Here is a 19693-nt window from a genome sequence, read left to right on the forward strand (position 1 = left end):
GGCGTGACCGCGACCCTCACGACGGCGGTGGCCCCGCCGCAGACACGCAAGGCCGGCCGCCCCGGACCAGCGCGCAAGCGGATGCGCTCGTTCTACCCCGCGTGGTTCTTCATCCCCGCGATCGCGCTGTACGTCGTGTTCTTCGCGGTCCCGACCTTCGCCGGGTTCTACTTCTCGCTCACCCGCTGGACGCTGTTCGACCAGACCTTCATCGGCTTCGACAACTTCGTCCGGTTCTTCCAGGACCCGCAGCTCGTCTCCGGGTTCGTGCACACCTTCCAGTACGGCTTCGTGACGAGCGCGGCGAAGGTGGTCCTCGGACTCGCCCTCGCCCTGCTCCTCACGTCGCCCGTGCTGGGGCGCGGCTACCTGCGGGCGGTCGTGTTCTTCCCGGTGCTCGTGTCGACCATCGGCATCGGCATCACGTTCAAGGCGCTGATGGACCCGTTCCACGGGATCATCAACGGCGTGCTGGGTTCGGTCGGCCTGCCCACCCCCGGGTGGCTGACCGACCCGGCGCTCGCCCTGTGGAGCGTCGCCGCGGTGGACGTCTGGAAGGGCGTCGGCATCGCGACGCTCATCTTCATCGCCGGCATCGTGGCGATCCCGCAGGAGTACTTCGAGGCGGCACGGGTCGACGGCGCGAGCGCGTGGTCGATCTTCCGGAACATCACGTTGCCGCTGTCCCGCCCCGCGATGGGCACCGTCATCATCCTGTCGCTCATCGGCGGCCTGCGGTCGTTCGACCTGATCTGGGCGATGACCGGCGGCGGGCCGGGGTTCACGAGCGACGTGATCGCGAGCGTGATCTACAAGCAGTACCAGGCCGGGTTCTACGGCCTGTCCACCGCCGGCAACGTGGTCCTGTTCGTCGTCGTCACGGCGATCATGGTGCCGATCTCGTGGCTCCTCAACCGCAAGGAGGCAGAGCTGTGACCACGCTCACCAGCCCCCGCGTCAGCACCCCGACGCGGTCCCGCCACCCGGGCCGTGCCCGCCGGTGGATCATCGGCTCGATCGCCATCGTCGTCAGCTTCGTCGTCTTCCTGGTGCCGTTCGTCTTCGTCCTGCTCCAGGCGGCGAAGAACCCCGCCGAGGCGAACCAGCTCGGCTTCAGCCTGCCGACCGACTGGCAGCTGTGGCAGAACCTGCAGGCGGTGTTCCAGAGCGGCGACGGCGGGATCCTCCGCGCGTTCTGGAACAGCGCCCTGCTCACCGTCGGCAGCGTCACCGTCATGGTGGTGTTCTCCGCGATGGTCGGGTACGTCCTGCAGCGGCGGCCGAGCCGGTGGAACGCCCTGATCAACTTCTTCGTGCTGGCGGGGCTCATCGTGCCGCCGGCGATCGTGCCGACCATCTGGGTGCTGCAGGGGCTCAACCTGTTCAAGACCATGGGCGGGATGATCCTCATCGAGGCGACCTTCGGGCTGTCGTTCTGCATTCTGCTGTTCCGGGCGTTCGTCGCGACGATCCCGAAGGAGCTCGACGAGGCCGCCGTGCTCGACGGCGCCGGCCCGATCCGCCTGTTCTTCGGGGTGGTGCTGCCGCTGCTCAAGCCCGTGATCATCACGGTCGTGCTCGTGCAGTCGGTGACGGTCTTCAACGACTTCACCAACCCGCTGTACTTCCTGCCGGGGTCCGAGAACGCGACGGTGCAGCAGACGCTCTACGCGTTCCAGAGCCAGTCGGTCAGCCAGCTGAACCTGCTGTTCACCGACGTGCTGCTCATCACGATCCCGCCGCTGATCCTCTACGTCTTCTTCAACCGTCAGATCGTCGCCGGCATGACCAGCGGCGCCGTCAAGGGCTGACCGCCCGCCCCGGCCTGGAGGCGCGACCCGCCTCCGCCACACCGCCCACCCGGGCGGACGGCCGGACCCACGACCCCCGCACCGGTCGACGACGACCGGTCGCGTGAAAGGACCACCACATGACCACCTGGACCGCACCGTTCATCGCGGCCGACACCGACCTCGGCAGCGCCCCGATCCTGCGTCGGGAGTTCCCCCTCGACGACGGCCACGGCGCCGTCACCGCCGCCACCCTCGACGTCAGCGCCCTCGGCGTCGTCGAGGCCTGGCTCGGCGGGCAGCGGGTCTCCGACCACCTGCTCGAACCGGGGTGGACGAGCTACGAGTGGCGCATCCGCGTCGTCTCGCACGACGTCACCGCGCACCTGACGGACACGGTCCCCGGGCAGCCGGCGGTCCTCGCGCTCGTCGTCGGGAACGGCTGGGCCGCCGGACGCCTGGCCTGGGGCGGCGGTGGCGGCTGGTACGCCGACGAGCGCGCCGGGTTCGCCGAACTCCGGATCACCTTCGCCGACGGGCACGAGCAGCACGTCACGACCGACACCGACTGGCAGGCGCTGTCGAGTGCCATCACCGCCGACCAGCTGTACGACGGGCAGGACATCGACGCCCGACTCCGCGACGGCTCGTTCCTGACGCCCGGCGAGGTCACCGTGCCGAGCGTCGACGGCCACCAGGGACGGACGAGCACGGTGCACGCGGTCGACATCGGCGACCGCGAACTCGTCGCCGACACGGTGCCGCCGGTGCGCCCGCTGGCCGAGATCGCCCCGGTGGCGATCTGGACGAGCCCGTCGGGAGCGACCCTGCTCGACTTCGGCGTGAACCTGGTCGGGTGGCTCCGGGTCACCGCGACCGGCCCGGCCGGCACCGTGCTGACCCTGCAGCACGCCGAGGTGCTCGAGCACGACGAGCTCGGCACCCGCCCCCTGCGTACCGCGAAGGCGACGGACCACTTCACCCTGCGCGGTGACGACGAGCCCGAGACGTTCGAGCCCCGGTTCACGTTCCACGGGTTCCGGTACGCGCAGGTCGACGGCTGGCCGGGCACGCAGGACGAGCTCCGCGCCGCGATCACCGCCGTGCAGGTCGGGTCGGACCTCACCCGCACCGGCACGTTCGTGTCGAGCCACGAGCTGCTGAACACCTTCCACGACAACGTCGTCCGGGGCATGCAGGGCAACTTCCTGAGCGTGCCGACGGACTGCCCGCAGCGCGACGAGCGACTCGGCTGGACGGGCGACATCGCCGCGTTCGCCCCGACCGCCTCGTACCTGTTCGACACCCGGACGTTCCTGGCCGACTGGCTGCGGGACGTCTGGCTCGAGCAGCAGCACGCCGACGGGATCATCCCGTTCGTGGTGCCGGACGTGCTGAAGTACTCCCCCGCCGAGGACTTCGGCACGCCCGACGCGACCGCCGTCTGGTCGGACGCCGGCGTCTGGGTGCCGTGGACGCTGTACCAGGCGTACGGCGACACCGCGGTGCTCGAGGAGCAGTTCGACTCGATGGCCGCACACCTGCGCCGGGTCCGTGACCATCTGTCCCCGGAGGACCTGTGGGACACCGTGTTCCAGTTCGGCGACTGGCTCGACCCGGACGCCCCGCCCGAGGCCCCGGCCGACGCGAAGGCCGACAAGGGCGTCGTCGCGACGATCTGCGCCTACCGGTCCGCGACGATCGTGGCGGACGCGGCGGAGCTGTTGGGCGGTCACGAGGCGGAAGCAGCGGAGTTCCGGGAACTCGCCACGCGCCTCCAGGCCGGGTTCCGCACCCACTACCTGCAGGACGACGGGCGGATCCTGTCGGACGCGACCACGGTGTACACGCTGGCGATCGTGTTCGGGATCCTGTCCGAGCAGGAGCAGGCCGTGGCCGGCGACCGTCTCGCCGAGCTGGTCGAGGCGTCCGGGTACCGGATCTCGACGGGCTTCGCGGGAACGCCGTTCATCACCGACGCGCTGACGCAGACGGGGCACCTGGAGGACGCCTACCGGCTGCTGCTGCAGACGGAGTGCCCGTCGTGGCTGTACCCGGTGACGATGGGCGCGACGACGGTGTGGGAGCGGTGGGACTCGATGCTGCCGGACGGCACGATCAACCCGGGTGAGATGACCTCGTTCAACCACTACGCACTCGGTGCCGTGGCGGACTGGATGCACCGGGTGGTGGGCGGCCTGTCGCCGCTGTCGCCGGGATACTCGGCCGTCCTGATCGCGCCGCAGCCGGGCGGTGGGCTGACGTGGGCGGAGACCTCGCTCGACACCGTGCACGGGCACGTCGCGGTGCGGTGGGAGCTCGTCGACGGGGAGTTGCGCGTCCGGGCGACCGTGCCCGAGGGCGTGACCGCGGTGGTGCGCCTGCCGGGCGCCCCCGAGCAGCGCGTCGCAGGCGGAACGCACGACCTGCGCGCCCCCGCTGCCGTCCCCGCCGGGTAGGGGGCTGCCGGAACCAGGTTCCGGACACAACACCGCGGAAGTGCGTGGTGCTGTGTCCGGAACCTGGTTCCCCGCCCCGCCCCGCCCCGCCCACAGCACCACCGCGGTTGCGCGAACCCCGCGCAAGCCGTACCGTATGAAACGATTCAATCGCACACGAGGAAGTGACACGATGACATCGACCCCGAGCTTCGCCGGCATCGCCGACCAGCTGGCACGACAGCAGATCGAGCTGCCCAGCTGGGCCTTCGGCAACTCCGGCACCCGCTTCAAGGTGTTCAGCACGCCGGGCACCCCGCGCGACCCCTACGAGAAGATCGCCGACGCCTCCCAGGTGCAGCAGTACACCGGCCTGGCGCCCACCGTCGCACTGCACATCCCGTGGGACCTGGTGGACGACTTCGCCGACCTCAAGCGCCACGCCGAGGAGCACGGGGTGTCGCTCGGCACCGTCAACTCGAACACGTTCCAGGACGACGACTACAAGTTCGGCGCCCTGACCCACGTCGACGAGACGATCCGGCAGAAGGCGATCGACCACCACCTGCGCTGCATCGACGTGATGGACGCCACCGGCAGCCGCGACCTGAAGATATGGCTCGCCGAGGGCTCGAACTACCCGGGGCAGGAGGACATGCGCTCCCGCCAGGACCGCCTGCACGAGTCGCTCAGCACGATCTACGACCGCCTCGGTGCCGACCAGCGGCTCGTGCTCGAGTACAAGTTCTTCGAGCCGTCGTTCTACCACACGGACGTTCCCGACTGGGGCACCAGCTACGTGCAGACGGCGGCGCTCGGGCCGAAGGCGATGGTCTGCCTCGACACCGGGCACCACGCCCCCGGCACGAACATCGAGTTCATCGTGATGCAGCTCCTGCGCCTCGGCAAGCTCGGCTCCTTCGACTTCAACTCGCGCTTCTACGCCGACGACGACCTGATCGTCGGGGCAGCGGACCCGTTCCAGCTCTTCCGGATCCTGGTCGAGGTCATCCGCGGCGGTGGCTACGACAACCCCGACGTCGCGTTCATGCTCGACCAGTGCCACAACATCGAGGACAAGATCCCCGGCCAGATCCGCTCGGTGCTCAACGTGCAGGAGATGACGGCCCGCGCGCTGCTCCTCGACCGCGTCGCACTGACCGCGGCGCAGGAGGCACACGACGTCCTCGGCGCCAACGAGGTCTTCATGGACGCGTACCAGACCGACGTCCGGAAGGACCTCGCCGAGTGGCGCGAGTCCCGCGGGCTGCCGGCGAACCCGATGCGTGCGTACCTCGATTCGGGCTACCAGCAGTCCATCGCCGAGGACCGCGTCGGCGGCGTCCAGGCCGGCTGGGGCGCGTAGGAACATGACGAACACAGTGGAGGCACGGGTGGACCCCGCAATGCACGGCACCGACGCAGACACCACGATCCGGGCGCTGGTCGCGCGCTCGAACGCGCTCGGCTCGGATCCGCGGATCACGAACTACGCGGGCGGGAACACCTCCGCCAAGGGAACCGACACGGACCCCGTCACGGGCGAACCGGTCGAGCTGCTCTGGGTGAAGGGCTCCGGGGGCGACCTTGGCACCCTCACCCCGGCGGGCCTCGCGGTCCTGCGCGTCGACCGCGTCCGTGCCCTCCAGGACGTCTACCCCGGCGTCGAGCGCGAGGACGAGATGGTCGCCGCGTTCGACTACACGCTGCACGGCAAGGGCGGTGCCGCGCCGTCGATCGACACCGCGATGCACGCCCTCGTCGACGCCGCCCACGTCGACCACCTGCACCCCGACGCCGGCATCGCGATCGCCACCGCGGCGGACGGTCCGGCCCTGACCGAGCGGATCTTCGGCGACCGGGTCGTCTGGGTGCCGTGGCGACGGCCCGGGTTCCAGCTCGGGCTCGACCTCGCAGGCGTCAAGCGTGACCACCCGCAGGCGATCGGCACGATCTTGGGCGGCCACGGCATCACCGCGTGGGGGGACACGAGCGACGAGGCCGAGGCGAACTCCCGCTGGATCATCGACACCACCGAGCAGTACCTCGCGGAGCACGGCACGGCGGACCCGTTCGGCGGCCTCCGAGCGGGGTTCGAAGCACTGCCGACCGACGAACGCCGCGCACGCGCCGCCGCCCTCGCCCCCACGATCCGCGGCATCGCCGGGCACGACAAGCCGGTCGTCGGGCACGTCACCGACTCGGACGTCGTGCTCGAGTTCCTGGCGAGCGAGCGCGCCGAAGCACTCGCGGCCCTCGGTACGAGCTGCCCGGACCACTTCCTGCGCACCAAGGTCAAGCCGCTCATCCTCGACCTGCCGGCAACGGCCTCCGTCGACGAGCAGACCGCCCGCCTGCACGACCTGCACGAGCAGTACCGCGCGGACTACCAGGCGTACTACGACCGGCACGCGACGCCGGACTCCCCCGCGATCCGCGGCGCCGACCCGCTCATCGTGCTGGTGCCCGGCGTCGGGATGTTCTCGTACGGCAAGGACGCCCAGACCGCCCGCGTCGCCGGCGAGTTCTACGTCAACGCGATCAACGTGATGCGCGGCGCCGAGTCGGTCAGCACCTACGCCCCCATCGACGAAGCCGAGAAGTTCCGGATCGAGTACTGGGCCCTCGAAGAGGCGAAGCTGCAGCGGATGCCCGCGCCCAAGAAGCTCGCGACGCGCATCGCCCTGGTCACCGGGGCCGCATCGGGCATCGGCAAGGCGATCGCGAAGCGCCTGGCGGCCGAGGGTGCCGCCGTCGTCATCGCCGACCTCGACCTGGCGAAGGCACAGGAGACCGCCGCCGAGATCGGCAACAGCGACCGCGCGATCGGCGTCGCCGCGAACGTGACGGACGCCGCCGCGATCGACCAGGCGATCCAGCAGACGCTGCTGCACTTCGGCGGCCTCGACCTCGTCGTGAACAACGCGGGTCTTTCGCTGTCCAAGAGCCTGCTCGAGACCACCGAGCAGGACTGGGACCTGCAGCACGACGTGATGGCGAAGGGGTCGTTCCTGGTGTCGAAGGCCGCGGCGAAGGTGCTCATCGAGCAGGGCCTGGGCGGCGACATCGTCTACATCTCGTCGAAGAACTCGGTGTTCGCCGGGCCGAACAACATCGCGTACTCCGCCACGAAGGCCGACCAGGCCCACCAGGTGCGGCTGCTCGCGGCCGAGCTCGGGGAGCACGGCGTCCGCGTCAACGGCATCAACCCCGACGGTGTCGTGCGCGGCTCCGGCATCTTCGCGAGCGGCTGGGGCGCCAACCGCGCCAAGACGTACGGCATCGAGGAGCAGGACCTCGGCAAGTTCTACGCGCAGCGCACGATCCTGAAGCGCGAGGTCGTGCCCGAGAACGTCGCGAACGCCGTCTACGCCATCTGCACCGACGACTTCTCGCACACCACCGGCCTGCACGTGCCCGTCGACGCCGGCGTCGCCGCGGCCTTCCTGCGGTAGCGACGACCGACGACCAACGAGCGACGACCAACGAACCGAGCAGGAGCACGGCATGCACACCAGCGGCAGCGTCGCCGCGGTCGACCTCGGGGCGACCAGCGGCCGGGTGATCGTCGGCCACGTCGACCAGGACGGGGTCCGGATGGACCACGTCGCCCGGTTCCCGAACGGCCCCGTCACCCTGCACGAGGGCGACGCCGACACCGGCCGCGACGCCCTGCACTGGGACGTCGTCGAGCTGTACCGACAGGTGACCGAGGGGCTGCGGCGTGCGTTCGCCGAGCACCCCGCGATCGCCAGCATCGGCATCGACTCGTGGGCGGTCGACTACGGCCTGCTCCGCGACGGCCGACTGCTCGGGCTGCCGTCGCACTACCGCGACGACCGGCACCAGGGCGGTGTCGTCCCCGTGCACGACCGGATGGCCGCCACCGAGCTGTACGCCCGGAACGGCCTGCAGCACCTGCCGTTCAACACGGTGTTCCAGTGGGCCGCCGACCCGTCGCTGCAGCTCGCGCAGCGTGCGCTGCTCGTGCCCGACCTGCTCGGGTACTGGCTGACGGGGGTCGAGGCGGCCGAGCGCACGAACGCCTCGACGACCGGGGCGCTGAACGCGACCACCCGTGGGTGGGACCCGGCGGTGCGGGCTGCTGCGGGCCTCCCGGCCGGGCTGCTGCCCACGCTGCGCGACCCGGGCGACCGACTCGGCCCCCTGTTGCCGTCCGTCGCCGAGCTCGTCGGCGGCCAGGCCGACGTGACGCTGGTCGGGTCGCACGACACGGCGAGCGCCGTCGTCGCGGTCCCCGCGACGGAGCCGGACTTCGCCTACATCTCGTCGGGCACGTGGTCGCTCGTCGGCGTCGAGCTCGACGCGCCCGTCCTGTCGGACGCGGCACGACGCGCGAACTGCACGAACGAGGGCGGTGTCGACGGCCGCGTCCGGTTCCTGAAGAACGTGTCCGGACTGTGGTTGCTGTCGGAGAGCGTCCGCACCTGGGAGCGTGGTGGCGACCAGGTCGACCTGGAGGCCCTGCTCGCCTCCGCCGCGGCCGTCACCGCCCCGGTCCCCGTCTTCGACCCCGCGGACGAGTCGTTCACGGCGCCCGGCGACATGCCGGCGCGGATCGCCGCGTGGTGCGCGGCGCACGGGCTGAGCGCCCCCGCGTCGCGGGCGGAGTTCGTCCGGAGCATCCTCGAGTCGCTCGCGACGGCGTACGCCGAGACGCTGCGCACCATCGCCGACGTGACCGGCAAGACCATCCGGGTCGTGCACGTCGTGGGTGGCGGCTCGCAGAACCGGCTGCTCTGCCAACTGACCGCGGACCGCACCGGCCTGCCGGTCGTGGCCGGACCGGTCGAGGCGACCGCACTCGGCAACGTGCTGGTGCAGGCGCGCGCCGCTGGACTCGCGGGCCTCGGAGGGGCTTCACTGGAGGCACTCCGCAGCATCGTCGCACGGAGCGTCGAGCCCGTGCGGTACACCCCGTCGGCGTCGTCGCGCGCCGATCCCGATCGATCCCCCGTCAGGAGCCACGCATGACCACGACCGACGACCAGCACCGGATCGACCCCGCGACCGGGGCACCGGCACCCGCGACCGGGTCCGCGTCCGCAGCTCGCACGCGGGTCAAGCGGCAGCTGCCGACGGTGCGGGACCTCGCGCCGCTCATGCAGTTCAAGAAGCCCTCGCTGCCGGGTCGACGTCAGCGCCTCGAACAGGCCCTGACCATCTGGGACCTCCGGGACATCGCCGCCCGGCGCACCCCGAAGGCCGCGTTCGACTACACCGAGGGCGCGGCCGAGGCGGAGATCTCACTGGCCCGCGCGCGGCAGGCGTTCGAGGACATCGAGTTCACCCCGGCGATCCTGCGGGACGTGTCGCGGGTGGACACCTCGCGCCAGGTGCTCGGGGCGCCGGTGTCGTACCCGTTCGGCATCGCGCCGACGGGCTTCACGCGGATGATGCAGACCGAGGGCGAGCGGGCCGGTGCCCGGGCCGCCGGACGTGCCGGCATCCCGTTCTCGCTCTCCACGATGGGCACCACCGCGATCGAGGACGTCCGCGACGCCAACCCGCACGGGCGCAACTGGTTCCAGCTGTACATGTGGAAGGACCGCGAGAAGTCGATGGCGCTGGTCTCCCGCGCCCAGCAGGCCGGGTTCGACACCCTGCTCGTCACCGTGGACGTCCCCGTCGCGGGTGCGCGGCTGCGGGACAAGCGGAACGGGTTCTCGATCCCGCCGCAGCTGAGTGCCCGGACCGTGGTGAACGCGATCCCGCGGCCGTGGTGGTGGTTCGACTTCCTGACCACCGAACCGCTGGCGTTCGCGTCGCTCGACCGCTGGTCCGGCACCGTCGGCGAGCTGCTCGACCACATGTTCGACCCGACCGTCACCTACGAGGACCTCGCCTGGATCCGCGACCAGTGGCAGGGCAAGATCGTCGTGAAGGGCGTGCAGTCCCTGGCGGACGCCAAGCGCCTGGCCGACCTGGGCGTCGACGGCATCACGCTGTCGAACCACGGCGGCCGGCAGCTCGACCGCGCCCCGGTGCCCTTCCACCTGCTGCCCTCCGTGGTCAAGGAGGTCGGGAAGGACACCGAGGTGCACCTCGACACGGGCATCATGTCCGGCGCCGACATCGTGGCCGCCGTGGCCCTCGGCGCGAGGTTCACGATGGTCGGCCGTGCCTACCTGTACGGGCTGATGGCCGGTGGCGAGGCCGGGGTGGACCGGATGATCCAGATCCTGTCCGAGCAGATCGAGCGGACCATGCGGCTGCTCGGGGTGGCCTCGCTCGACGAGCTCGAGCCGGGGCACGTGACGCAGCTGCAGCGGTTGCAGCCGATCCCCCGGGCCTGAGCGGTCGGCTCCCCGCGCGTTGCATCGTGCACGTTCGGGCGGCGGACACCGGGCGTTCGTCGGTCGATTTCCGTGACGCCCCCCGAACGGGTCACAAATGATGCAAGATGTCCGTGGACGTGTCAACGAAACCCTCGGCATCCGGCCGGCTGGTGCGTCCGTCCCTCCCCGCATCCTGCGCCCGAGCATCCACGAGGAGCCCGACATCTCGACCCGAAGCACGTGCACGCCCTCGCGCGGCACGACCCCACGCACCACGTCCACGCCCCCGGTCACCCGAGGGGGCACCCGATGATGATCCGGCACCGCGCGATCCTGGCGGTCGCGACCGCCGGCGCCCTGGTCCTCGGTGTCCCCACCGCCGCCTCCGCCCGCACCTGGTGGGGTTGGGACGGCGAACGCCGCTGGCACAACGCCCCGGTGAACCCCACTCCGACGCCGGCCCCGGACGAGACGGAGTCCCCGGCCCCCACCGACGAGTGGACCCCGGACACGGAGCCCGAGCAGGACTCCGCGCCCATCGAGGACTCGGCCCCCGTCGCCGAGCCCGCGCCCGACGCAGAGGCCGAGCCCGAGTCCGAGGTCGCGCCGGAAGCGGCACCCGAGGCGGAGGCCTCCCCCGCGGACCTGTCCGCGATCGCACCGGACGCCCCGTTCGTCGAGGACTTCACCACGAACGCCGTCACCGGCCTCGTCCAGTCGCTGTACCCGCAGTCGTGGCAGCCCTACCCCGACGGCACCTCGGGCATCTACGCGCCGAGCAAGACCGTGTCGGTGCACGACGGCGTGATGGACGTCGCCCTCGGCACCGGTGCCGGAGCAGCCGGCACCTTCGGCTCCTCCGCCGGCGCCTGGGACCACGTCGGCGGCTCGTTCTCGGTCCGCGCGAAGGCGACCGGCGGCGACGGCAACGGCGCGGCCTTCATGCTGTGGCCGACGTCGAACGTGTGGGCCGATGGCGAGATCGACTTCCCCGAGGGCAACTTCGAGGACAGCCCCTCGGTGTTCCACCACTCGATGACCCCGGGCAAGGAAGCCGAGCGCGTCCAGCTCGGCACCGGCGTCTCGTGGCGCGACTGGCACACCTACAAGGTCGACTGGGTCCCCGGTGAGTCCGTGACCTACAGCGTCGACGGCAAGGTCCTCGGCACCGTCACGCACGACGTGCCGACGACCCCGCACCGCTTCATGTTCCAGGTCGGCAACTGGGGCGAGCAGGGCAACCTGCTCATCGACTGGGTCTCGACGACCGAGTAGCGTCCGCAGGTCCGCACCACGGACGGACGGGAGGCCCGGTGCCAGCTGGCACCGGGCCTCCCGTCCGTCCGTGTGGTCGCGTTCAGGGCGTCGCGCGCCGCTCAGAAGAGCGCGTTGAGGTCCGCGTAGTCCACCCCGGCCGCCAGCGAGTCGTAGGTGCCGGTGGTCCGCAGCTCGGCCGTGGCCTGCCGAACGACGGCGTACGCGGCCTGCGCGACGGCGGAACCGAGACTGATGCGGGCCACACCGAGCCGGGCGAGTTCCGCCACGGTCGGCGACCCCGGACCGGCCATCACGTTCACCGGGCCGTCGATCGACTCCACCAGCGCACGGATGGTCTGGACGTCTCGGACTCCGGGGACGAACACACCGTCCGCGCCGGCTCCGCGGTAGCGACGAGCACGCTCGAGCGTCTCGGCCAGGAGCCGTTCGGGATCGACGAGACCGGCGAGGTGGACGTCGGTCCGTGCGTTGACGAACAGGGGTACCCCGGCTCGTTCCGCCGCGCGCCGGGCCGCCCCGATGCGGTCGGCGAGCGCATCCGGATGCAACCCGCCGTCCTCGATGTTGATCCCGACGGCGCCCGCTTCGAGCACCGCGTCCACCGTGCGCGCAACGCCGTCCGCATCGTCGGCGTACCCGGACTCGATGTCGACGGTGACCGGCACCGACACCGAAGCCGCGATCCGCGCGACCGCGTCCATCGCTTCCGCGCGGGTCAGGGTGTTCCCGTCCGGTCGCCCGAGGGACCAGGCGACGCCCGCACTGGTCGTGGCGATCGCGGTCGCGCCGGCGTCCTCGACGAGTCGGGCGCTCGCGGCGTTCCAGACGTTGACGAGGACGAGTGGCCGGGATCGGTGGTCGTGGAGGCCGTGGAAGGTCGCGGCTCTGGTCGAAGTGGTGTTCACCCTTCGATCCCATCGGTCCGAGCGCGGACGAGCTGGCGGGTTCCGGACGACGCGGTGGGGCCGCTCAGCCCTCGGGGCGAGGAGACCTGCGTGGGTTCAGCAGGTCTCCGTCCCACGACAGGTCGTCGTGCTCGCGGACCTCGAACGCCTCGAACCGGCCGTCGTCGAGCACGCGGTCGACGAGCGCGCGCGATCCGGCGACGATCGTCGAGTCCCAGTCCTCCTCGGCGGCGACGACCCACGCGTGGTCCTCCGGCCAGATGAACGTCGTGTGCGGCGCCACCTGGCCGTGCAGCCCGAAGCTCTCCCAACCCGGGACCGCCCGCTGCGCCCACGACGGATCGACGAGCTCGTCCAGGGTCGCACTGAAGAGCCAGGTGTCCCGCGCGGGCCAGGCCATCAAGCCCCGCGCACGGCGGATCCGGTGCCGGCGTTCAGCGGACGGCGGCCCGCCCGTCCCCTCCCACGCTCCGACGACCAGGTCCCCGGGGGTCGACGTCGCGCTCCGTAGGTGCGTGGTGAGGACGGCGAGGTCCTGCGGGTCGAACCACCCGTCGTCCGACTGGTCCACGCGCCAGCCGTCGGCCCACGACGTCGTCTGCTCGTCGTCGGTCAGGCGTTGCCACTGCACCAGGGGGTGCATCACGCGGTCGTTGCGGCGCGCGACCTCCGACCACCGCCAGCGGGTGTGTTCGACGTCCGGGTGGTCGCCCCACTCGTCCGTGGTGTCGAGGTCCGCCCGGTGCGCGCCGACCGGGTGCAACAGGCGTGCGTACGCCTCGAACCCGGTGCCCGCGACACCACCGACGCTCGCCCAACGCCCGGCACGCGCGACGAGCCAGTCGCCCCGCGATGCCTCGCTCAGCAGGCGCATCGTGCTGCTGCTCAGAGCTTCTCGTCGACGAGCGCGATGAAGCGGCTGCCGATGCCCTCGACCTCGCGCCGCGTCAGGCCGGCGGTGGGCTCGGGCGCCTGGTACGGGGCGTGGTAGTCGCACATCAGGTAGTCCCACTCGGGCCACCACTTCTTCGGGCGCGCCTCTTCGTCGAAGCCGCAGACCACGCACTCCAGGCGCGTCCAGACCTTCTTGGTGCCGGTGCGGTTGGCGCGGGACTGCACGAGCCAGGCGGGCGGGTCCTGCTCGATCGCGTCGAGCTCCGCTTCGCTCAGGCGCGACGGGATGCCGTGGCGGGTCGCCATCTCGAGGGGGATGTCGAGCCGGACGGCGGCTTCGCGGCGGGAGAGCATCCGTCCAGGGTAGGTCCTGCCACTTCCCACCTCGAACTGCGACGGCAGCAACCGGGACGTCCACCGCGGACTTTCCTCGAGTGGGCAGTCCGTGTATGGTCTCGATCACTGAGGTAAAAGGCGCCGCGATCTGCGACGCACCCGCACGCGGCATCGAACGAGTCGCCACTTCTTCCCTCGAAGGAGTGCGCCATCGTGTCCCCCAGTCCCGCTCGCACCACCGGGCACGCGCCCGGCGGTGGTCCTTCTCCTCGTCTGCGCGACGCCTGGATCGCCCTCGCCGGGCTGTCCGCGGTGTTCCTGTTCGAGATGCTCGACAACTCCGTGCTCAACGTCGCCCTGCCGACGATCGGTCGCGACCTGGGCTCGTCGACGACGGGCCTGCAGTGGGTCTCAGGTGCCTACTCGGTCGCCTTCGGAGGGCTGATGCTGCTCTTCGGCGCCGTCGCCGACCGCATCGGACGCCGTCGGGTCATGCTCGCCGGGCTCGTCCTGCTGGCCCTGGCGAGCCTCGCCACGGCGGTGGTCACGTCGACCGAGCAGCTGATCGCCGTGCGCGTCGCGATGGGCGTCGCCGCGGCGATGACGACGCCCGGGTCGATGGCGCTGGCGTTCCGCCTCTTCGACGACGAAGGTCTCCGGGTCCGGGCGCTCACCGTCATCTCGACGGCCGGGCTCGTGGGGCTGGCCATCGGGCCGACCGTCGGCGGGTTCGTGCTCGCCGTCGCCCCGTGGCAGGTGCTGCTGCTGGCCGACGTGCCCATCGCGGTCCTCGCACTCGTCGGCATCCGGCTCGGTGTCGCCCGCGACGAGGATTCAGGGCTCCATCGTGATCCGGTCGACGTGGTCGGAGCGCTGCTCGGCACCGGGACCACGGCTGGAGCGCTCGTGGCGCCGACGATCCTGGTCGAGTCCGGAGTCCACAGCTGGTGGGGGTGGGCCGTCCTCGCCCTCGCCGCCTCCTGCGCGGTGGGGTTCGTCGCCCGTGAGCGGACCGCGCGGCACCCGCTGATCGACCTGCACCTGCTCGCCCGACCACTCGTCTCGAGCGGCCTCGCGTTCAAGGCCGCGTCGGGTCTGGCCGTCGCCGGACTGTCGTACCTCGTGACCCTGCAGCTGCAGTTCGCCTGGGGCTGGCCGCCGGCCCTGGCCGCCGTCGGGACGCTGCCGCAGGTGGTCGTCCTGCTCGTCGGCGGCCGCTTCGTCGGGCCGTTCGTGCAGCGGGTCGGCCTGGGCCGCGCCGCCTGGATGAGCGCCGTCTCGGTCGTCTCCGGTCTCGCGGTCTTCGGCGCCCTGAGCCGGTACGGGTACCCGTGGGTGCTCGTCGCGCTCGTGCTCGTCGCGTCCGGCATGCGGGTCGTCGGCGTCGTCGCCGGCGCCTCGGTCCTCACGGGGCTGCCCGCGGACCGCACCTCCGTCGGGGCGGCGCTCGTCGACACCTCGAGCGAGCTCGCGGGCGGTGCCGCCGTGGCCGCTGCGGGGACCATCGTCGCCGCCTTCGTCGCCGGGAGCATCACCACGACCACCTGGACCACCGCCCGGCTCGAGGGCTTCCAGGACGCCCTCACCGTCGCCGGGCTCGGCCTCGCCACGGTCGCAGCACTGCTCGTCGTGGTCGGCATGCTCCGAGCCCGGCCCACCGTCGAACCAGAGGACGAGGCCCCGTCCGAACCTGCCGACACCACCCCTGCACACACCGACCCGACCACCATCACCGAGGAGACCTCCCGTGGCTGACACCATCGCCCTCCCCCGCCCGCCGTTCGATCCCGAGTTCGTGCCCTTCCTCACCGCCATGGATGCGCGCGGCCGTGTCCACCTCACGGCGCAGATGCTGCCGCAGATGCGACAGCTGGACATGACCGAGGCGCAGCTCGACGAAGGACTGCATGCTCGCGGCCTCGAGCGCAGCAGCATCACGATCCCGGGGCACCGCGGTGACCCGATCGACCTCGCCGTGATCCAACGCACCGGCCGCACCGGCACGGCTGCCCTGGCCTACGCGATCCACGGCGGCGGGATGATGTTCGGCCACCACCTCGGCAACCTCGACTCCTACGACGAGTGGCTGCTGGTGCACGACGTGGTCCTGGTCAGCCCGGACTACCGCCTGGCGCCGGAACACCCGGACCCGTACCCGGTCGAGGACTGCTACGCCGGTCTCGTCTGGGCAGCCGAGCACGCCGACGAGCTCGGCATCGACTCGGAGCGCATCGTCCTCGTCGGGCAGAGCGCCGGTGCCGGTCTCGCCGCCGGCACCGCCCTCCTCGCCCGCGACCGACGGGGGCCCTCCGTCATCGGCCAGGTGCTCGTGAGCCCGATGCTCGACGACCGCGACGCGACACTGTCGGCTCGGCAGTTCGACGGTGTCGGGGTCGCCGACCGGGAGATGACACGGTTCGGCTGGGACGCCTACCTCGGTGACCGGCGGGGCGGCGAGGACGTGTCGATCTACGCCGCACCCGGCCGCGCGACCGACCTCGCCGGGCTCCCGCCCGCGTACATCGACTGCGGCAGCACCGAGGTGTTCCGCGACGAGACCGTCGCCTACGCCGACTCGCTGTGGGCGGCAGGAGTCCAGGCGGAACTCCACGTGTGGCCGGGAGCGTTCCACGGGTCGACGAGCATGATGCCCGACGCGACGCTGTCGAAGCGGGCGGTGCAGGCTCTGCGCGAGTTCACCGGGCGCCTCCTCAGTACGGCCGTCTGACGGCAGTCCCGGCACGAGCACATCGCGGCGCTCGTGCCGGGACCGGCTCGCAGCATCAGCTAGATCCGGTCCAGGGACACCACCGTGACGACGATCGGCCACGCCTCACCGTCGAGCTGCACGTACCGCAGCCCGCGCGGCAGGGCGTATCCGTCATCGGACGCGACGACGACTCCCTGCAGCCCGATGAGGTGCCCGGAACCCCGGCTGTAGTGGACACGATCACCGACGACGGGCATGACGATGGTGTCCGCCGCCAGCTCCTCTGCAGCGAGTTCGACGACGAGAGGCCGGGACTCCATGAGCACGTCGGCGAGCTGTGCCTCGAACCCGCCGCGTTCGTCGAGCTCCGCGTCGCGCACCTCGGGATCCGCGATCCTCGCGACTGGCAGGGCCTGCGGGCCGATCGTGCGCGCGACTCCGCATCCGATCGCGACACCCAGGCCGGCGAGGGACAGCCCCGTGCTCGCCATCTCGAACCGCAACGGGACTGGCGCAGCAACGACCTGACGGAGTCCGCCGTTCGAGCCGCCGGCGGTGTGCGCTCGCACGGCAGTCGCCTGCACCGCGCCGTGGAGTCGTGGCGCGACCGGAGCTGCTCTTGTCCGCCGGAGATCACCGCCGAACTGCTCGCCGAGATGCTTCTTGAACGCGAGGGCGCCAGGCCGTCGCTCGTCGTAGTTGTCCATCGGGTCGCCTTCGGGTCGGCTTCTCGCAGCCTCGGGTCAGGCTGTTCCCGGACCGTACTGCCGGACCATCGGCCCACACGACGGTTCCTCACCGATTTTGCGGTAACCAGCAACGCCGATTCGTCGTCCGCATCCGCGCAGCCCTCATGAGGACTGAAACCGCCGCTGAGCACGATGAGTGGCAAGCCGACCAGCAACGCGGCCCCCGCCCGGAAGTCCATGAGAGACGGACGGGAGGTGGGCCCCACCAGCCGATACCGGCGCACCGCGCCAGCGGGGTGACGGCCGTGCCTGGAGGGACGGTGCCAGCTGGCACCGGGCCTCCCGTCCGTCTCGTGGTCGCGTCGACGACGCGACCCGCAGGCGCTGGTGCGTCAGCGCGATCCGACGATCGCGGCCTTGGTCTGGTCACGCAGGTACGCGATGCCCGCGGCGTTCGGGTGGAGTGCGCCGAACAGGATGGAGTACTTCGTCCCGGCCAGCGGGGTGCTGTCCGCAGCGGTGCCGCGATCGGTCAGGGTGAGTCCTGCCATCCACGCGGAGCCCGACGCAGCACAGGGGGTGTGCGTGGCAGAGCCCTGCAGCGTCGAGACGTAGGTGAAGCCACGAGCTTTCGCCGCAGCCTTGACCGCTGCGTTGAGCGCGTTCTGGGTGCGGTGGAAGTAGGCGGTGTCGGTGGCGGTGAAGGGGAACGCGTTCTGCGGGAACGGCGGCTCGAGACCGGAGTCACCGAGGAGACTCGAGAAGCATCCCTTCGGGGCCTGCGCCGCACCCGGCGCGAGCATCGGGTAGCCGACGACGAACACCTTCGCCTGCGGAGCACGCTGCGCGATGACGCGGAACGTCGACGCGAGCCGAGGTGCCACGACGGTGCGGATGCGCGATGCGAGACGATCCCGCGTGACGCCGTGCACGACCGGTGCGTAGTAGTCCTTGCAGTGGTCGTAGGTCTTCCCGTGGATCTCCGAGAACACCGGGCCGGCTTTGTCCAGCGCGACGCAGTTCTTGATGACTCCGGTGAACCCCAGGTCGTTGCCACCGATCGACACCGTGACGACGTCCGTGTCCTTCGACAGCGCGTCGGCCTGGACGGGCGCGGTGGCACTTCCGGCTCCGGTCTTCTGCGCGACCCGGGAGATGTTGCCGGTGGTGGCACCGGCGCAGGCACGGTCGTCGAGCTGGAGTCCCAGTGATGACGCGACCTGGTGCGGGCAGTCGGTGGTGGACTGGAAGCAGCCGGCCGCCGGACCCGAGCTGTAGGGGGCGACGCCGAAGCCGCCCGCGTACGAGTCGCCCAAGGCCACGTAGCTGTCACCGCTGGCGGCGGCCACGGACTGGGTGGGCGCCGCGCCGTCGGCGTTGGCCGCGGAGACGGGCCCGGCCGCCCCGACAGCGAGCGCTGCCGCCGTGAGGACGCCACTGGTGATCAGCAGCGCGTTGGTCCGGCGGAGGCGAGGAGCGTGACGCATGGAGCAGGTTCCTTCCAGAGGGCCTATTCGACAGACGATCGTCTGACAAGTAGACGGTAGGTCGGTCGGACGCCCCGCGCCATGAGAGGGCCACAAGGTGCATCGGATGCGTTCCGAGCACCCGCCCTGTCCCTCGACGCGGATCAGGCCAGCGCGCACCAGGTGGACAGGTGGTCAAGCGCCGCTCCGGCCGTGTCCACCAAGCGCTTGCGGGTCGATTCCCGGTCGGCATCCGCGAGGACCGCGTCGCCGATGGCCTCGGTGGTCTGCTGCACGACGGCCACGAGGGCGGCAGCCTGAGCACGCCGGGTCATCGAGTCGAAACCCGTGTCCGCCAGTTCTGCTGCCACCGCGGACGTGACCTCGTCGTAGAACTCCAGCGCCCGTCGCCGGAGCACCGCGCTGAGCCGGCACTGCGCCGGGAACTCCCCTCGTGCCAAGGCCGGGTCCTCTGCGACGTACCGATCGACGTCCTCGAGGACGATGGAGCGCATCGCTTCCACGGGCGACTGCTGCGCACCTCGGTCCGCAACCGCAGCTCGGATCTTCTCGAGCACCTCGTCGGCTCGGTCGAACACCAGATCGGGTTTGGTCGGGAAGTAGTTGTAGACGGTCTGATCCGAGACGCCCGCAGCTCGGGCCACGTCTGACATCGACACCTCGTCGTACCCGTGCTCAGCGAACAGCCGTGCAGCAACGTCACCCAGGCGCTCGCGGGTCTCCCGTTTCTTGCGCTCTCGCAGCCCCGACGGAACGCCCGTACTCGACTCCACCATCCCCCGAGTCTGGCACGAAACGTTGAGTGACCCAAAGTTCTGGTACAGTGACAAAAGTTAGAGTCACTACAAGTTCGGCGGATGCCGAGGA

The 19693-nt window shown here is 71.1% G+C and carries 16 protein-coding genes; 10 read left to right on the forward strand and 6 right to left on the reverse strand.

Features of this window, described 5'->3' with window-relative positions:
- The first annotated feature begins 3 nt into the window (after positions 1-3).
- The 8 genes from HP445_RS10095 (at position 4) to HP445_RS18645 (ending at position 11802) form a co-directional block, all read left to right on the forward strand.
- Positions 4-936, forward strand: a complete 933-nt coding sequence (locus HP445_RS10095) for a carbohydrate ABC transporter permease (RefSeq protein WP_241660435.1) — start codon at positions 4-6, stop codon at positions 934-936.
- The gene (locus HP445_RS10100; RefSeq protein WP_128780893.1) at positions 933-1811 is read left to right on the forward strand and encodes a carbohydrate ABC transporter permease; all 879 of its coding nucleotides are present in this window, start codon (positions 933-935) and stop codon (positions 1809-1811) included. The genes HP445_RS10095 and HP445_RS10100 overlap by 4 nt, the downstream gene beginning before the upstream one ends.
- A gap of 119 nt (positions 1812-1930) precedes the next feature.
- A complete protein-coding gene (locus HP445_RS10105; RefSeq protein ID WP_128780892.1) occupies positions 1931-4249 on the forward strand; it encodes a family 78 glycoside hydrolase catalytic domain in 2319 nt (772 codons plus the stop codon).
- A gap of 172 nt (positions 4250-4421) precedes the next feature.
- Positions 4422-5594 (forward strand): L-rhamnose isomerase, encoded by a 1173-nt coding sequence (gene rhaI, locus HP445_RS10110; RefSeq protein WP_128780891.1) that lies wholly within the window; start codon positions 4422-4424, stop codon positions 5592-5594.
- Positions 5595-5634: 40 nt separating this feature from the next.
- A complete protein-coding gene (locus HP445_RS10115; protein WP_128781081.1) occupies positions 5635-7683 on the forward strand; it encodes a bifunctional aldolase/short-chain dehydrogenase in 2049 nt (682 codons plus the stop codon).
- Positions 7684-7735: 52 nt separating this feature from the next.
- A complete protein-coding gene (locus HP445_RS10120) occupies positions 7736-9223 on the forward strand; it encodes a rhamnulokinase (protein WP_128780890.1) in 1488 nt (495 codons plus the stop codon).
- Positions 9220-10545, forward strand: a complete 1326-nt coding sequence (locus HP445_RS10125; protein WP_181441617.1) for an alpha-hydroxy acid oxidase — start codon at positions 9220-9222, stop codon at positions 10543-10545. Before HP445_RS10120 ends, HP445_RS10125 begins: the two co-directional genes overlap by 4 nt.
- A gap of 291 nt (positions 10546-10836) precedes the next feature.
- Entirely contained in the window at positions 10837-11802 is a 966-nt protein-coding gene (locus HP445_RS18645) for a family 16 glycosylhydrolase (protein WP_241660434.1), read from the forward strand.
- Between the two features lie 101 nt (positions 11803-11903).
- On the opposite strand, the gene HP445_RS10135 is transcribed toward HP445_RS18645, so the two are convergent.
- The 3 genes from HP445_RS10135 to HP445_RS10145 all read right to left on the reverse strand — a co-directional run bounded on the left by HP445_RS10135 (position 11904) and on the right by HP445_RS10145 (position 13958).
- The gene (locus tag HP445_RS10135; RefSeq protein WP_128780889.1) at positions 11904-12710 is read right to left on the reverse strand and encodes an isocitrate lyase/PEP mutase family protein; all 807 of its coding nucleotides are present in this window, start codon (positions 12708-12710) and stop codon (positions 11904-11906) included.
- Between the two features lie 64 nt (positions 12711-12774).
- Positions 12775-13584: a hypothetical protein gene (locus HP445_RS10140; RefSeq protein ID WP_128780888.1), complete on the reverse strand. Its 810-nt coding sequence runs from the start codon at positions 13582-13584 to the stop codon at positions 12775-12777.
- An 11-nt stretch (positions 13585-13595) separates the two neighbouring features.
- Positions 13596-13958, reverse strand: a complete 363-nt coding sequence (locus HP445_RS10145) for a hypothetical protein (protein WP_111022117.1) — start codon at positions 13956-13958, stop codon at positions 13596-13598.
- Positions 13959-14153: 195 nt separating this feature from the next.
- On the opposite strand from HP445_RS10145, the gene HP445_RS10150 reads away from it, so the two are divergent.
- Entirely contained in the window at positions 14154-15695 is a 1542-nt protein-coding gene (locus tag HP445_RS10150; RefSeq protein WP_308201624.1) for an MFS transporter, read from the forward strand.
- Positions 15688-16668 carry an alpha/beta hydrolase gene (locus tag HP445_RS10155; protein ID WP_128780887.1) on the forward strand — a complete coding sequence of 327 codons (981 nt, stop codon included), beginning with the start codon at positions 15688-15690 and terminating at the stop codon, positions 16666-16668. The genes HP445_RS10150 and HP445_RS10155 overlap by 8 nt, the downstream gene beginning before the upstream one ends.
- Before the next feature lie 59 nt (positions 16669-16727).
- Here the strand turns inward: HP445_RS10155 and HP445_RS10160 are convergent, their stop codons facing one another.
- From HP445_RS10160 to HP445_RS10170, 3 genes are all read right to left on the reverse strand, one after another.
- Positions 16728-17357, reverse strand: a complete 630-nt coding sequence (locus HP445_RS10160) for a hypothetical protein (RefSeq protein ID WP_128780886.1) — start codon at positions 17355-17357, stop codon at positions 16728-16730.
- Between the two features lie 374 nt (positions 17358-17731).
- Positions 17732-18826, reverse strand: coding sequence for an SGNH/GDSL hydrolase family protein (locus HP445_RS10165; RefSeq protein ID WP_128780885.1), 1095 nt, complete (start codon positions 18824-18826; stop codon positions 17732-17734).
- A gap of 143 nt (positions 18827-18969) precedes the next feature.
- Complete coding sequence (locus HP445_RS10170; protein ID WP_128780884.1) at positions 18970-19656, reverse strand: TetR/AcrR family transcriptional regulator; 687 nt, start codon at positions 19654-19656, stop codon at positions 18970-18972.
- Between the last annotated feature and the right edge of the window lie 37 nt (positions 19657-19693).

The organism is Curtobacterium flaccumfaciens (genome assembly GCF_013359815.1).
In the GTDB taxonomy this organism is placed as follows: domain Bacteria; phylum Actinomycetota; class Actinomycetes; order Actinomycetales; family Microbacteriaceae; genus Curtobacterium; species Curtobacterium flaccumfaciens.